General features: G+C 42.8%; 13 protein-coding genes. 3 read left to right on the top strand and 10 right to left on the bottom strand.

All coding sequences use genetic code 11. The features are described 5' to 3' along the window. Nucleotides 1–7 precede the first annotated feature (7 nt). The 3 genes from R7Z41_RS19205 to R7Z41_RS19195 are packed head-to-tail and all read right to left on the bottom strand — an operon-like array spanning nucleotide 8 to nucleotide 1,460. The gene (locus tag R7Z41_RS19205) at nucleotides 8–613 is read right to left on the bottom strand and encodes a hypothetical protein (RefSeq protein WP_014386838.1); all 606 of its coding nucleotides are present in this window, start codon (nucleotides 611–613) and stop codon (nucleotides 8–10) included. A 1-nt stretch (nucleotide 614) separates the two neighbouring features. Further along, on the bottom strand, nucleotides 615–1,157 hold the full coding sequence (locus R7Z41_RS19200; protein ID WP_014386837.1) for a transglycosylase SLT domain-containing protein: 543 nt from the start codon (nucleotides 1,155–1,157) through the stop codon (nucleotides 615–617). A gap of 45 nt (nucleotides 1,158–1,202) precedes the next feature. Beyond that, on the bottom strand, nucleotides 1,203–1,460 hold the full coding sequence (locus R7Z41_RS19195) for a transcriptional regulator (protein WP_032073043.1): 258 nt from the start codon (nucleotides 1,458–1,460) through the stop codon (nucleotides 1,203–1,205). Between the two features lie 702 nt (nucleotides 1,461–2,162). Here R7Z41_RS19195 and R7Z41_RS19190 point away from each other — a divergent pair. Then, nucleotides 2,163–2,549, top strand: coding sequence for a hypothetical protein (locus tag R7Z41_RS19190; RefSeq protein WP_109320325.1), 387 nt, complete (start codon nucleotides 2,163–2,165; stop codon nucleotides 2,547–2,549). Between the two features lie 50 nt (nucleotides 2,550–2,599). Here R7Z41_RS19190 and R7Z41_RS19185 read toward each other — a convergent pair whose 3' ends face one another. From R7Z41_RS19185 to R7Z41_RS19160, 6 genes are all read right to left on the bottom strand, one after another. Continuing rightward, nucleotides 2,600–6,241 (bottom strand): conjugal transfer protein TraG N-terminal domain-containing protein, encoded by a 3,642-nt coding sequence (locus R7Z41_RS19185; protein WP_181726417.1) that lies wholly within the window; start codon nucleotides 6,239–6,241, stop codon nucleotides 2,600–2,602. Nucleotides 6,242–6,247: 6 nt separating this feature from the next. Further along, nucleotides 6,248–7,687 carry a conjugal transfer protein TraH gene (locus R7Z41_RS19180; protein ID WP_014386833.1) on the bottom strand — a complete coding sequence of 480 codons (1,440 nt, stop codon included), beginning with the start codon at nucleotides 7,685–7,687 and terminating at the stop codon, nucleotides 6,248–6,250. Between the two features lies 1 nt (nucleotide 7,688). Next, nucleotides 7,689–8,639, bottom strand: a complete 951-nt coding sequence (gene traF / locus R7Z41_RS19175; protein WP_318141605.1) for a conjugal transfer protein TraF — start codon at nucleotides 8,637–8,639, stop codon at nucleotides 7,689–7,691. Between the two features lie 173 nt (nucleotides 8,640–8,812). Then, nucleotides 8,813–10,327: a UvrD-helicase domain-containing protein gene (locus R7Z41_RS19170; RefSeq protein ID WP_014386831.1), complete on the bottom strand. Its 1,515-nt coding sequence runs from the start codon at nucleotides 10,325–10,327 to the stop codon at nucleotides 8,813–8,815. Between the two features lie 56 nt (nucleotides 10,328–10,383). Beyond that, nucleotides 10,384–10,935 carry a DUF1566 domain-containing protein gene (locus R7Z41_RS19165; RefSeq protein ID WP_014386830.1) on the bottom strand — a complete coding sequence of 184 codons (552 nt, stop codon included), beginning with the start codon at nucleotides 10,933–10,935 and terminating at the stop codon, nucleotides 10,384–10,386. Further along, nucleotides 10,935–12,572 (bottom strand): DUF1566 domain-containing protein, encoded by a 1,638-nt coding sequence (locus R7Z41_RS19160; protein WP_046224259.1) that lies wholly within the window; start codon nucleotides 12,570–12,572, stop codon nucleotides 10,935–10,937. The genes R7Z41_RS19165 and R7Z41_RS19160 overlap by 1 nt, the downstream gene beginning before the upstream one ends. A gap of 350 nt (nucleotides 12,573–12,922) precedes the next feature. Between R7Z41_RS19160 and R7Z41_RS19155 the strand changes: the two genes are divergently transcribed. After that, entirely contained in the window at nucleotides 12,923–13,738 is an 816-nt protein-coding gene (locus R7Z41_RS19155; RefSeq protein ID WP_032073040.1) for a hypothetical protein, read from the top strand. A gap of 385 nt (nucleotides 13,739–14,123) precedes the next feature. Then, the gene (locus R7Z41_RS19150; RefSeq protein ID WP_032073039.1) at nucleotides 14,124–15,206 is read left to right on the top strand and encodes a hypothetical protein; all 1,083 of its coding nucleotides are present in this window, start codon (nucleotides 14,124–14,126) and stop codon (nucleotides 15,204–15,206) included. A gap of 67 nt (nucleotides 15,207–15,273) precedes the next feature. On the opposite strand, the gene R7Z41_RS19145 is transcribed toward R7Z41_RS19150, so the two are convergent. Next, nucleotides 15,274–15,465 (bottom strand): hypothetical protein, encoded by a 192-nt coding sequence (locus R7Z41_RS19145; RefSeq protein ID WP_318136403.1) that lies wholly within the window; start codon nucleotides 15,463–15,465, stop codon nucleotides 15,274–15,276. Nucleotides 15,466–15,572: the final 107 nt, after the last annotated feature.

The following is a 15,572-nucleotide window of genomic DNA, read 5'->3' as shown; positions in this document are numbered from 1 at the left end:
GTTTGAATTACAACTCATTGCCGCCTCCCGTTGTAGTTATAGATTGTTGATGCTTCTTTAAAATGAGGTGTGTAACCCTTTGTTCGTCACTGTCCAGAATTTCTCTCACCAGCTCAGGTGAAAACCTGATCGAAAATGGCATGTCCTGGCTACATGCTAAGTTTCTTAGTTGATTATCAGAGGCTTGAGATACGATTTTTGTAAGGTTGACTGAGACCCCGAAAGTTTGCGCTGCAATATTAATGTCTTGCTGTGACACTTTTCCCATAAGCAGCCAATATGCAGCCCCAAATCCAGAGTCAGAAGAAGGCGTCAAACAAATTTGATCGAAGGATTGCTCCAAGTGTGAGATATAGATTTTTTCTGGCGAGGAAAGCTTAAAAGAAAGGATTACACCTGATGATAAGAGCTCTAATTGATGCTTTGTAGCATCCGCAAGTGCTTCCACTGTTTCCAGTGGAAGAGAAAATTGCTCCGAGACTTCTCGTGGGTGGATTTCTGCTAGGTGCTTCAACAATGTCCATAAAGACAGATCAAATTCGTAAACATTTCTATCAGCCTGGGATTCACTAAGAGAGGCAATATTCATATTGTAAGAACATGAGTAGTCCATCCTAAATGCCCTCAGTATCCAAGTTTCTATAAATGGCAAGGATTCGACTGCCGTAATTTCTTGCTCTAGCTTCATCAGACCAGGTGTAATAACGACCGATGCCTAGCTCCAAATCTCCAGGAGCGGACGAAATGCACTGGGCTAAGTAACCAGCTCCGACGTCAACGTTTTTAGCAGGGTCCAAGAGCTCATCTGGAGAACTTACTTTATCTCCATGCCAACGCAGATTGATTTGCATCATACCTACGTCAACATTTCTTCCGTGCTGAGCGAGAAGTGCATCGAGTTTTAACTTGGCTGATTCGAGAGAGGTCTCGTAATGAGGACCACCTTTGAGTGTCCTTAATGCCCAAGGCCAAGGGCTAATGTTTCCATCACCTCGACCTGTAGCTGACTCAGCCAACGCAACAGAGTACAAAAGCTTCGCTTCTACACCGTGTTTTATTGCTGCCTTTTCGAATACTGTACCAGTTAAGTCAATCGCGTTTGCTACGCTAGACATCCCGAGCAACGTAATTGCTATAAACTTCTTGACCCTTGCCATATATGAAAACCCTTATTTTCCTAGCCAGTCCTTCGGGGTGATCCCTTAAACTTTCAATTTTTCTTTTGGTAATCCGTCTTCGTATCTTTCCGGCCATATCTCAGTAGGCTTTTTGTTTAACGCTTGTGCGATAACGTACTCCCAGCGCGGGGACGGTTCGTACAAAGTGTTAGAAAGTACTTGTCGAGATGTTTTGTGCTCCCTTGCCAGGGATGCCAGGGATTTCCCTTGTATCTTTAATTGATACTTTATCCAACTGCGTTTCTGTTCTTCGTTTTGGGGAATTTCGCTATTCAAATACATCCTTTGTCTCTCTATTACCAAACTCTTTTTAAAGTTGCTTTCTTGTCGTTTGTTGACATTTCTTGACGTATTATGACCTTATTTATAGGATCATAAAGTGAGCCTATCAACAGAAAAAAACTTTAAAAATAGTTTTATCTTGCGTGGTAACGTTTTTTGCAGTAAGCGAATTGAAATTTGAAGTTTAATTTTTATGCAGGTGCTTTTGACCTGCTAGAATTTTATGCCCAGTTGGGTTGGAGTCATGGGCTATAGGCGTACCATTCGGGGGAGTGGTACGAAGAGGCAGAGTACCAAAAAGGAATGTACTCTACGTGTGTGTAGTAAGCTAAATAAGGTTTAGGAACCGAGCGGGCGCTGGTTCCTAATAAATTCACAACTAACCCTAAGGGTGATTCTTATTAATACTCTGACTTGCAGATGGGATCAGATGCAATTGCAACCATTACATTTGACCGAATAGGGTGCATTTTAACCACTAATAAAATTATAATCAACTGATTTCACAAATGGTTCTTTATTATATTTAGCGTATTCATCACATTTTTGCTGAGTGAAAGTCACATTTTTCATATTTTTCTATATGAAGATGGCGTTATAGGCACTTTCACATGTGAAAGTGAGTAGTAGAAGACGGATTCATGGTTGCATTATTTGATTCTGTGTTATATTGGTATTATGAAATTCGTTGAGGGTAAGAGCATGAAGCATGTCATTAATATTATCGGTTTGTTTCTGTTGCTGCTGGGGTTTGTTATGGCAGCGGATACTGCTTGGGGATGGGCTTTGATGTCTGTTCCTGTAATGTACTGGACGTTGGGGTTTGTGTTATTGGTTCATAAAAGTCCATTTGCAGCGATTGTTTTCTGGTCTGCTGTCGCATACATACAGTGGCAAGTAGCATTGGTAGCAATGATGGCTTTTATTCTTTTCGTTGGGATGCGCGCTGTTTATTCTGGTGGTGTTAATAAAATAGGAACTGGGAGATGCGCAAAGAAAAAACGACACAATCCCGCTACAGGTTTGCCAATGATGGGCCACAAAGGTATGGATGTAGATTCAAATGGTAATCCTTTTAATACCTTCTAAATAAAAAGGAGCACTTGGTGCTCCTTTTGGATTCGGGTGAAAGGGAAGAATTAATCGAATTGCTGATTTGCAATGTTGTAGCCACGAACGGCAGTAAGATAACTTCCTGATCTATCTCCAGCGTCACCTGCATTTTGTAAAACATTCACAAGTTGGTCTGTAAACTCTTGGTTTTGTTGAGATAAAACAGGGCTGCCATCTTCATTCATCATTACTGAACCATTAGCATCAGTTTCAGCATACTGCATTTTTAAGTTGTTAACAGCTTGACTCATTCTATCTTGGTTAGTATCAAAAGATTCAGCATAAACAGCCGCTTGTTCGTTTGTTAAACCGTATCTCGATGTCCCGAGCTCAGCCATAGTTTGCTTGAATTCATCTCCATATTGTTCCATGAAATTAGCTGCTGCACTACAGCCAGCTTCCGCTGCCGACGCTGCCGCTGCTGCGTAGAATGCCCCTCGTTGTTCTAAGCTCATTCCTTTAGCTGCTTCTGAGAGATCCGACTCTCCCGTTAACCACTCTTTGGCTGCGTTGTAACCGCTAGCTGCTGCGCCAATAACATTACGACCTAATTTTGCCGCTGCAACTGCCATTTCTCCGCCAAAGCCGTACTCTTCGGATATATAGTCGTCACCACGTTGAGTCGCTTCGATAAACTGGTCCCTTTGTTCTGGTGTCATGGTTCGCAACTGATCCATTGCATTTGAAAAATCGCTCGCTGTCGCCTGTCCACCAGCTACTGCTGCACCACCAACTTGCTCAGCTCTTCGAGCCAACCAGTCTCCAGTATTGTCTACTGCCCCCCAAGTGGAAGCGCTCCATGACATATCCGGCAAAGCATTGAGCATATTATTTCTTGCTTTTTGCTCTTCTGGGCTAGAAACAGCTCGGTTAGTCTGATTTGCAAGATTGCCTAATTGTTGGAGGTTTGCATCATGTTCGCCAGTTACCGGAGTAACAGGAGGTGTTGGTGGCGTTTCTGTTACCGGAGCTGTGCCAGACGTACTGATTGTGTTCTCCCTAAAATTGGAAGGTAAAACAGGACCGCTTCCAACGTTGCTGCCAACTGTCTGCCCTAAATTCTCTGGCACAGTCGGAGGAGTGAGGCCGCTGTACTGTAGAGGGTCGCTTTCAAATCCGCTATTTCTCCCGGTAGCTAAGTTGATTGCACTAACAGCAGCTTGGAAGCCTCCAACTTGTTGCCCTGGCTGATAGTTGTTGGTATTTGTCATAGCTGTCAGTCTAGCTGCCGCTTTAGCTACACCTGGGTCCATGCCATAACCACGATATCTTTGTTCGAGATTTGCCGCTTCTTTTCGAACTGAGTCCGGTGCATTTTGATAATGTTGGTTGAGGTAATCCATTGCTTCTGGCGAGCGAGCGACTTCGCCACCCAATGTTTTAAAGTCGCTATTTGTCATCGAGCCCATAGAGTTTTGCAATTGATCCATTGTTGTATATGCATTAGTGGCAGAAACAAGCTCTTGTGCAGACTTAGATAGATTTTGAGATAAATTATCACCCCATGACTGTTTAAAGGATTCGCCACCTTGTCTATTAATGCCATGAGCTAATTGATTGGTAAGTGCCTGAGAATCAGTCTTCCCCCATGAAACATTTTTCATGAATTGCGATACATCACTGGCAGACCATGTTGACGTATCTGTTGCAGACGATTCCGTTTTTCCCTGGGCTTGAGCAGTTAGACCTACAATATCACCACCACCGCCTTTGGCTCCATCCTCTTGAGAAGGTATAGTTGCCAAACCAGTTCCTTTGGAGGGACCTTTAACTGCATTTTTTACTGCTGCACGAGCGGTGCCCATCAGTGGCATTACCATTGCCGCAGCTTCTTTTACATCTAAAGAGCCTGTAGCCTGCATTGCGAACGCGCCTTTTACAGCATCGGCATGTTGATCATCAACTTGAAACTTATCCATGAAGCTTTTAGCTTGTTGATTAACCAACTGGCTTTGTTGAGTGTTTTGTGAACCGATTGTTCGGCCAATGCTAGAAAGACGGGAGTATGCTTGGTCTTGTGATACGCCATGAGAAAAACCTCGGCCAAGGGTGTCTGAGAATGCTTCTGACTTCTGGCTTTGTACTGCCCTTGCTGAGCTAACCCCGCTTCCAATAGATGAGCCAAGAGAAAATGAACTGATCATGCTTTCCGCTCCTGTTGCCATCGTCCCACTAAATTGGTTGTGGTTATATGCAGGTTGACTGTTCATTACTGGGCCTTGATTCAAAGCGTCAGGCGACTGAATTTTCTCATTGACATGATCAGAACCGTTAACCCTGTTAGCTAGACTGGTAAATGCGTATGTTGATCCTGTCACTATGAATAGTGAAATAATAGGAGTGGCTGCTGCTAACATTCCCCCCGTAGCGATCCAGTTCTGTAGAATGTCTCCTGTTGAGGATAATGCATACATTGAGTTTAAGCCTGGTGTAGACAGGCTTGCCATTTCATTAGTCGCTGCTGTATGAATGAATAGGTTTGTTATAGATAGAACTGGCATCCATAGCTGTATCCAGAGAACCGTTTGGAAGTATTTTCCTGCCAACGTCATTCCCATTGAACCCATAACGATGATAAAGCCCATTATAGGAGTTATCGCGTAAACAAAACCTTCAAAGAACGTTAACATCGGTCTGACGACTGACATGAACATAGATTGCTCTGCTGCCCATTGAGTGTTTCGCTGTTGAATCGCTTGGTTAATCATCAATGCAGAACCATAGTCTTGAAGGTCCTGGTATCGTCCGGCAGCTGCTTCATAATACAAAGGCTCTAGTAGAGCGACTTTTGTATATTCTACTGCTGAGGTGGAAATTGCTCCTACTGCTTGTAATGAGTCAGCTATCTTTGTTAGAGCATTTACACCTGTATAGGTAGGATCTACACCAAGTAGATTGTTTAAAGCGTTATTTACATTGGACCCACTTAGGTTATTTAATGCCCCAACAATGCCAACCCCCTCAGCTGTAGACCATGCCTCACTACAAGTAAAATCACCACCATCGGGATTCGACGCGTTTAGATATACACGCGTTCCGTATAGTGAAGAATTGAATTGTAAGGCTTGATCTAAAGGGAGTGTTAGAAGCTCATCTAAGCTCATCAGGTTGAGATCTACTTTTGTTAGCGTACATTCTCTAATGTAATTAGAAACTGAGCGACGAACATCAACATAGCCACCACCTTGCTCTTGGTTTAGGGCTGTAAAAATAGCGCTATCGTACACACCGCGTCTTACATCATTCAGTAGCTTGAGTGTTTCAGAAAAGTGAGTTTCAGTAACATTGGGTACGATAATGCCGTAACCAGTCTCAAATAATTTTGTTAGGGTGTAGCCAACATTCGATATAACACCTCCGGCAAAGCCTATACCAATCGGCACGTTTGCCACAGGACGAACTTGCCCGGTGTAAGCATCTTCAATCTTGACTAATGAAGTCGGTACGAAGAAGCAGGCGTATAGTAGCCACCCCATAAAAATTTGCTGAATATTGATCTGTTTTGCCCCTTGGAAAACAGATTGAACGGTTATCATCACTACACCAATAAGCAACCCAACACTGACCATCTTGGTGAAGTCATTGGTCCCCGTGATCATGGCTACAGCAATTAATATCTGCTCAAGAAATGCTGAGTCGCCAATGGAGTAAATAGTAAATTCAGGCATGAAGTTTTACTCCTTTGTTCTTGGTGCTTTAGTTAGCGTCGATAACATATATTTTTGCTTTCGAACGTTATTTAGGAGGTTGTTGTACTTTTCGATTTGAGAAGAGAGATCTCCATATTGAGCTGTAAGAATTGAGTATTCGGCTCTCATGTTGGCTTGAGATTCACGTAATACTTCCAACGCTTGCTGTTTATAAGGACTATCACTGTTTGATATAGCAATAAATGCAGCTCTGAAAAGCTCATTAGTAAATGAATACATCATTGCTAGAGAAATCGCTCCAGACGACTCTGAGGCAAATAACATTGCAGAGTCTTTAGATAGAACAGAAAGATTTCGGATGATTGCACCTATACCAACAGGTAAGCTAGCTAAAAAGTTTTGCTCGCTAGTTGATAGTGTTCCAGCATTACTAGCAAACTTGAAAATAATACCTGTAGATGTACTTGAACCAATAAGCATATCTTCAATTTGGCTCTTTATGCCTGTGATGTTGACGGTTTTAACACCGCCACCAGTTGCCCCAGCGCTTAGGCAATTTTCAGTATCTGAACCACATGAGTATATTTCAACGTTACTACCAGTGATTAGATCTGAAATTTGGATTTTATTGCCAGGTAAAGTGGTGATTGGTGTCGTTTTTTCCGTAATACTTGCGTGTGAATCATTAACAATATCACCGATTATTACTGTTCCCGTCACAGACATTATGGCTTCTAGTAATGTGTTGTCTCCGTATGTGAACCATGCGTTTGCATTATTTTTCTTCAATTGCTTCCAGATGATATTACCAATCATTTTCTTGTACTCATCTGGGTTGTTTGATTTCAATTGTTCGAGTGGTGTAGAACCGCCTTGCTCTTGCTTAGATGAGAATACATCGTCAAACAGACCCGTTGTGGTAGCTGTAATGGAAGCGTCAGTTTTGTGTTTAACATCGAATGAAGAGGTAGCGTCATTTACGATACCTTGTGCAAGTTGACAAGAATTACCCAAATATTGGTTTAATTGTTGTATTTTCTTTTGGAAGTTTTCTATCCATTTTGCACCATCAGGAAAGACGTTATCCAATGCTAATTGGAATGCGTATCCCTTTGCATTTGCAGCTACCGAACGCAGCAAAGTGACGATTTGTTCTGCGTTAACAAAGCTCAATGAGCCCCCAAATAGGTCAACACCACCACAACCAGCTTTCCATGATGGAGGTGTGAATGACACTAGGTTTTCATTAAATATGCGTGTTTTCGTGGTGTATCGACCACCAGCCAGAACCCCTCGACGCTGTGTTTCAAATACACCTGGTTGAGTGACATTGCTCATTTCATTGAAAAGGGCGTCCATTTCAGACTTTAAGCCGTTAGCTGTAGATATACTCGGTACTGTCCACAGAACGGATGCTACGCAAATAGCGAGAGCTTTCTTCCGCAGCTTGTTCTTTCTGAACATCTTATTTCTCCTTAATTTTTTCGCGGATGAAGTCCATCAATTGTTCCGGCGGGATATAGTTCCCTTTATCATCCGTCATGATTTCTTCTAAGGAAGCCTCACCTGTTTTATCGGTAAGAATTTCCGCAATGTTGTTGTCGGTATTAACCAGTGCTCTTGTTTTGTTGAATTCGTCATCACTGATCCAACCTGCTCGGCGAGCAGTAACTAGAATTCGATTGGCTGTATCTGGAAGTGACATTACCCCTTGCCCAACAGGAGCAAAAATCCCATCTGGTGAAGCTAAGAATAAAGCTGGGTAGGTGACGACACCTAGCTGTTCGGCATGGCCGTTATCTACTTTGAACTCGGGGAAAATGTTTCCTGGGAAAGGGGTGCCGTCAGAAGATACTGCCACGACAGTAAATCCATATCCTTGCTCAAGCATTTTGACTATTGGAGCCTGTATTTCGCACATTTCGCAGTTTGGCTGGTAGAAGAAAAATAGACCCACACGACTTGCTACAGTCCCAAGTAATGTCTGCCTTTCCTTCCCAGCCTTACTATCTACTTGCTGAGATGCGAACGTGGCATAAGGTCTTCTGGACACTTCATCAAGATAAGGATCACCTAAAATAGCCAGTTCATATGCATCTTGCGCTTGTTCTGAACGATCCATTGCGAATCGCTGCATGTAAGCAAAAGCTTTAGCGTTCTCAATGGTTGGGTTATCCCACCAAGCATCTTTGTATTTAGGTAAGTTCTCTCTAAACCACGCAGCAGAAAAATATTCAGGTCCTTCACTCTGGGCCATCTGTTCTTGCTCAGGAGGTGGTGGGGGAGGTTGCACTGCTACTGGCTTAGGTTTAGGTACTTCTTTTTCTTCTGGCTCGACTTCATAGAAAAACCATCCTTCCGCCTTTCTATCGTAAAAGCCGGGCCTACTGTCTTCTGCTACGGAGATATTTGGCATTGAGGCTATCAATGCCAGCGCTAAAGTAGCTTTCTTTAAAGTCTTGTTGTTCATGTCACCACACATATTTTCCCATTCAGGCATATGGTAACGGGGGGGAGGATTAAGGAATGCATCTGAAACCTCCCATTTAGGGCAATTAGGGGAGGTTTTATTGTTGTATTTTTGGTCGATTAGGCTGTTTTTATGTGTTCTGACTGATTGTTAGTTGCTTCTTCCTGCTGAATCTTTTCAAGTTGACGCTTATGGGTGATGTACCTGATCACCATTTCCACTGAAGCGTTAAGCGCAAGTGCTCGCATGGCTCTCGTGCTTGCAACGTAAAGTAGATTGATCTCATCATCCCGTGCCTCAGGTTCTAGCTCGGGGTCCAAAACGTCAGGGAAGTCATCAAATAGTTGGACATAATCCCACTCCAGTCCCTTTGCTCTATGACTGGTAGACACAGTGACATTTGCAACCAATTCGTCTTTTACGGTGTTAAGGCGTAATATCGCAAGATGTTCAGGAAGATCTTCGTAGGCTTCGATAATTGCCATCGCTCTAAACATCTCGTTGTCTTGAGTCGCACGAGCTATCTCGGTGAACTCTTGATAGTCCTCATAATCATTAAGTATCTGCTTGTTTCTGACACGTTCTCTTTCTTCACGTGAGAACCAAAAGATATCTTCCAGATAGTCGATTTGGTAAGACTCTATACCACCAGCCCAGAAAACTTTATGTCCCGCACCTGTGTAGCCCAAAGCAGTTTGAATAACTCCCATTACCGTGCGGTGTAACACAGCATGATGCCCGATATTTTGAGGTAGCATCATAAGAACCTGATCTTTAGCTCCGCGCCCAATTACCGGCTTGGTCTCTCCTTTTAGTTCGAGAAGGGCATTAGCAACCATCGCTACATTAGGCCCAAATCGGAAACTATGTGTGAGGTAGAGTTGATCTGCGTTCGAGAAGCGGGGGTTATTCATCGCATCATTTGCACCTCTGAAACGATAGATTTGCTGGTGGACGTCTCCAACAAGAATAGTCCTTGAGCGCTGCCTAATTACAATGTCACTAGTTACTGGGTTAGCGTCCTGTGCTTCATCAAAGAGGATTACCTGGTATCTCAATGATAAATTGGGGTGAGATAATTGGTACAGCTTTAAGTATCCATCATGAACCATAGGGAAAGGATCTTGAGGTTCACACATCCTCTTCCAAATATCTTCTGCACTTTGAACGACTTCTATTACGTATCTCTCTTGCTTTGTTGTTAGTAGTAATCCAGTATCTGCTCTTTCGAAATGGTCATACAGAATTTGGTCATCTGCGCTGCACATAAATGCATTTAGCGTATCCAGGCAGTCTCTTGCAAGAGTCCAGTTTTTTGTGTTTAACGCTTGTGCTATATCGGTCAGGCGAATGTTTCCCACTAATTTGTGCGCAAACATACGTCCAACAGATGCGAATGCTAGTTGATGAGAGGTTTTGCACGTAACATTTCGGGGAAACTTTTCCGCAGCTTCATCTCTTATCGCTCGGTTGTACGCGATATACAGCATTCTTAGGCGAGGATTAGCAAGAGCATATTTGATGAGGGTTGTTGTCTTTCCCGTGCCAGCATAGGCCCTAACTATCAGTTGGTTTCCTTGATAGTTGGTGATTCGGGCTTGCTCTGGGGTATCAGGTGGTAATGTTTTGTTCATCGCGTGTACTTCACTATGGGAACGCCCCAGAATAAAATCCGGGGCTTACGATGGAATTAGTTGGACGTTTCTTTAAGGTCACGAACTAGCCGCAGATATATATTAGATTGTGCTAACGATGCGAACTCAGTTCCTTCATTGAAATCAATAACTCGCGCTTTCAACTGAGGGTTAACCTTGCTGTCAGGAGTGTTTGACCAATAAAGTACTTTTGGGGTGCTTTTGAATACCTCCAATCTGATCGCAGGAGCTGAGCATGACCTTTCGACAATGGAACCAAGCTCTTTAATGTTGGGTAGTCTCCAGTCAGAGTACCCTAGTAAATTGCTGCTGTTAGCGTCGTCCACAGCTAGTAACGCATCAGACCAAGTAGGAAATGATTTTAGAGTTCCAATGCAGTTATCGGCACTATATCTTTGTCCCATAGTGCAAGTGGTCCACATCAAGCCTGTTGCGGCGTCAGTAACTGTGCCGTCTTTATGTACTGTAAATTGCTCTATATTGGTGGTGGGAGCGATAATATCTGACTTACAAGTCTGTGCGTAAGTTTGAGTTGATATCCCTACAAGACAAAGAATGCTTGCCGCAACGGTTAGTTTGGACTTCATCACTGTTTCCCTCCTCTTGCTAAACGAATGCTCGCCGAGTTGCTTTGTTTATGACACAACTTAGCTTGTCCATTGCTTGAGTCCATGCACCATGCTGTACCTTCACCATTTGAACTCGGGGTTCCAGACCAAATCGGTGCGCCACCTTCGTAGTTATAGAAATAGTCGGTATCGAGCAGTGTTTGACTGTTTTCATAATTGGCAATAGAACGTAGCTCTTCAATGGAAGGTAATCGCCAATCTTTATAGCCACAAACGGCTAGCTCGTTGGCCGCACGAATGTAGTCATCGGTACTACATGATGTGACTTTTACATAGCCAGCGTTATCTGTCGTAGGGAACGCGCATTGTGCCTTATCGTGAACAGGAGCATTACGGTTTTGGAATTCTAGTGAAGCGCCACCAGCACTGCCACCGTCATTAGTTCTATCTTTGCTGTACCAGGTGTATAGGTAGTTTTTAGCTTGCCAGTTTTGATGCCAGTGATAATAAGGGTAAGGAACATAATCCTTTGAGCTTGGGTTTCTGCTGGCACGCCAAGCATCATTTACTAGGGCTTTGAATTCTGCTTCCGAAAGTGAAGATGGAATATCAGTAATTGCATCACCTTTGTTTTCCCAGACGATCCCTGTTCGGTTATCCAAGACACATGACCATGCCGTCGCTGTATGAGGAAGGTGGTTTCCGGAAACGTCTAATTTTGTAAAAGAGAAACCTGCATAACCATCTAAGTAGTTTGGTGAGTCAGTATCAGCGCCAAATTCAGCATCTTGCCCAGGAAGATCATTAGGTGCGCCTTGGGCATCGAAGTCATTCCCATTTACATATCTGGTGACGCCAGTATCGTTTAACACTAAGTCTCCAAGGATAATAACACTGGTCTCAAACTGTTTGCTGAGTGTGGCATTGTTAGCCTCGGTAAGTTTAATTTTTATTGTTTCACCGCCTTCGGGAACGTCATCTTGAACAATATTTAACTCAAGAAACTGCTCAGTAGTTCCAGCCGGGAAAACAATAGTGCTGTCACTGATGACACTATAATCTTGGCCGTTAATAGCTAATCCACTGAGTTCGTAACTGACGCTTACATCTTTTCCTGATGAAGTGTTTAGTTGTAGCGGAATTTTAACGCGACCACTTCCTTCTGATGTGGTTCTGATTTCTGAGGTAAATGATATTTCTGGAGAGGAGTCATCATTGGTGATTGTTACGGTAGCAGTATCTCTCTCTATGCTGGAGGCACCAGAAACATCGAAAATTTGAACGGAGAATGTTTCATCATATTCATCCTTTACATCACCAATGATAGGGATGATCAAATCAACCCGAGTAACGCCATCTTGAAGCTCAAATTCTCCAACAGTTTCCAGGTAATCTTGATCTGATAATGCAGTTCCAGGGGTAGTTCGGTATTTACCTTTAATTACACCATCTTTACCACCGCTACGAGTAACACGCACTTTGGCATCACTGTTACCTGAATTTCCTTCTTTTATCGAGATGTTATCAATTTTAATAGAGCCAGATTTTGTTCCTGGGTTGGTGTTTGTATTGGAACTACTTCCTCCATCTTCTCCACCGGAACCACATCCGCTTAATGCTGCAATCAAAGCAATTGCCAATGCTGAACGTTTCATTAATGTATTGCCCTCTTTAATTAGACCTGTTTGAGGTTTCCAGTCTAATAGGGTAGGTGCATAGATTATGACTCTGTATCAGCCCATTTTGGGCAAATACGTCGCAAAGGTTAGAGACTTCGTGTAATGGTCCATTTTGGGCAGTTTGGGAGTGGAAAAATGGAGTAACGAAAAGGAAAATCTAATCGTCAATTTGGTTTCGCGCTGAAAGATGCTCAAATCTCTGACCAGTCCTTCGACTAGACCGCCCTGTGAAAAAGGTGTTTTTATCTAAACCAATATGTTTCGTGTAAACCGGAGCGATGTTAGGTAATCAGGGCATCCTATAAACTCGCTCTATTGGAGTTGACATGAAAAACCTATCTAATGACGTAACTTTTGCCTCTAAAGAGGCTGCAAATTCATTTGCTGATAACCTTTCCTCAGTTTTGAAACAAGACCATAGCATCTCGCTCAAACCAATAAAACTGCTTCACGCCACGGCTAAATGTCTCGGGTATAAAAACTGGAATCACTGGTGTGGCTCTGCATTTAGCTCCAAATCTGATCTCATGTATTTATCAGGTGATAATGGGGATGATGAATTCTTTGTTTCTCATGAGGAGCGCACTCCAATTCAGTTCTTAGATGCGTCTTGTATTGATGAAGTTAGAGCTAACGATAGCGAAATAGCTTATTTATGTGGTAGTAAGGTGCTGTCTACACTAGAAAAAGCTATCGAGCATATGAGGCCGGATGACGAGTACGACTTCCATATCGAAAACTATGGAGGTGTGATCCATTCATTTGTTGTTGCCAAGCGTTTTATGATGACTCACGAAGAGATCGCGGAGCGAGCAAAGTTATCCATTTTATCGCAATTAAAGCGTGAACCTGATTCTTATGAACTGAAAAAACAATCTCAGCTTGATTATTTTGGGGTCTATGATAACCCTCGTCTTAATACACTTTACTACCGTCTCGATAATGCCATTGGTGCTTTTTTTAATGAGGAACTGGAGCACAGCATTGGCTTTCACTATTTTTCTCCCGTGGAGCAATTCGCTTACTTTGATAGTGAAGGCAATCATAAGGTAATGGATCGAGATGAGCTTATGGAATTTTTAAGTTCTATTGAAGGAAACATCCCTGTATTGGCTGGTGTTTACAGACCTCTCTTTGGATAGGCTCCACTATCAAATTGCGTAATTACCAACCATCCGGAAATTCCGGATGGTTGGATTTTGAACAGATGGATTTTGGTTCCCTCATCTATGAGGGAACCAAATTTATGTGTGTGAATGTATCAGTTCTCTGCCTGATTGCCCTCAACGGGCAGTTCTACAGTGTGTCATTTGATATGTACTTGCTATCATTCTGGGGTCATTACGATTTCGCGCTGAAATATGCTCAAGTCCTTGACCAGTCTTTTGACTAGACCGCCCTGTGAAACAGGTGATTTTATCTTTGCAAATGTCTAACCGTGTTAATGCAGATTCATTTAACTGGGGGCTTGGCAGGTAATCAGGGCAACCTTTCATAGATACCCCGTTAATTTGGAGTTGCTTTAATATGAAAACTACCACGATATCGTTTGGCTCGAAATCAAACGCTGAATATCTCGCAAGAAAACTGTCATCAACATTGAAAGATGATTTTAATGTTTCGCTGAAACCAATCAAACTCCTTCATGCACTAGCTAAGGCTCAGGGTTATAAAAATTGGAACCACTGGGCTGGGGCTGGGCTTTCTGAAAATACAGATCAAGCTTTAACTGAGCGACCACCTATCGCTTATGACTTAGATCTTCCTGTGCCTTTTTTAAAACGAGCTCCGGTTGATGCGAATCCTGACGCGGCAACATCCTATATAGTTGAAATATTGGATATTAATCTTTTTGACTCAGTACGAGTTATGTCAAACGAATTATCCGCCGAGCTTTGTGAGAGGAGAAGAAAAGCATACTCGGAAAACCCCAGCATCACAGCAGGTTCAATGACTGTGTACACAGTGGTTATAACAGGCAAACGCTACACTAATGGACGCGGAGGTTATTGGTACTATGACCCTGAGGTTAAGTATTTTCACCTTCCAAAGGATTCTGATTCAGGTACTTTTGTCACTGAAAAATATTTGAATGAATTGAGGAGCGTTCAGTCCAATACAGTTGTCGAAATGATGCCGCCTGAATACGATGGTTTAGGTCATGCTGTTATTTGCGACAAGTGTGGTTTGAATTACGTGCCAAACTTGGCTGAGGATAGAGTTCTACATCATCAGTTCTGTACTCTATTGTCTTCTGCTAGTGAGTATTTCGGGAGACCTTTGTTTACTTATGAAATGTTTGAAAAGGCCAAATCCGTTCAATTGAACGATCCTAATCCAACTATCGCTGACCAAGCTGCTTTATATAAAAACAAATTGTGGGGATATTTTTCTCGCTCAGTGCAAGCCTGGATGAGGCAACGTGATTTTAAGGAACATCCTCCCTTTTTTGTTTACTCACAAGCAATGATAGCTTCGGACTTGGATGATGGTCACGTGTCTCATGATGTAGCTCAGTATGTTGCTAAAGATATGGGAATTGAGCATCTTGAACAATCTCCAGCAATGCCAAGCGGCTCATCGTATTGGGCTATTGACGACAACATCTAACAATCCTTAAAAGCATCAGTTGTTCGGTTTAACCGAACAACTGATATCAATTTCTTCTGTCTTCGTTTTACGTTGAATCTTCTTTATTTAACTTTTTGGGAGCTATCTGCTCTATTTGTCGGCCAGCGAACGTGCCAAGGATAGTTGAGCTTTGTTTGTCCGAGCGTTGCTTTCTCTCCACTGCGGCCACAAACGAAGCGATCTGTCCAGCCTTGAAGGGTTCATCTTGTACCACGATGATCGGCAACGGAGCAGTCATGGTTTTCTGCCCAGAGAGTTTTACCACATTGGGGTTCTAGGGATTTTCCCCTCTAAAAAGACTTAATCCTCTGTAGACCACACCAATAAATGGCTGCGGAGGTGGGT

The sequence above is a fragment of the Vibrio sp. 1457 genome (assembly GCF_033340195.1).
Lineage (GTDB): Bacteria > Pseudomonadota > Gammaproteobacteria > Enterobacterales > Vibrionaceae > Vibrio > Vibrio alginolyticus.
The sequence above is the reverse complement of the archived record's forward strand: the minus strand, read 5'-3'. Positions and strand labels throughout refer to the sequence as shown.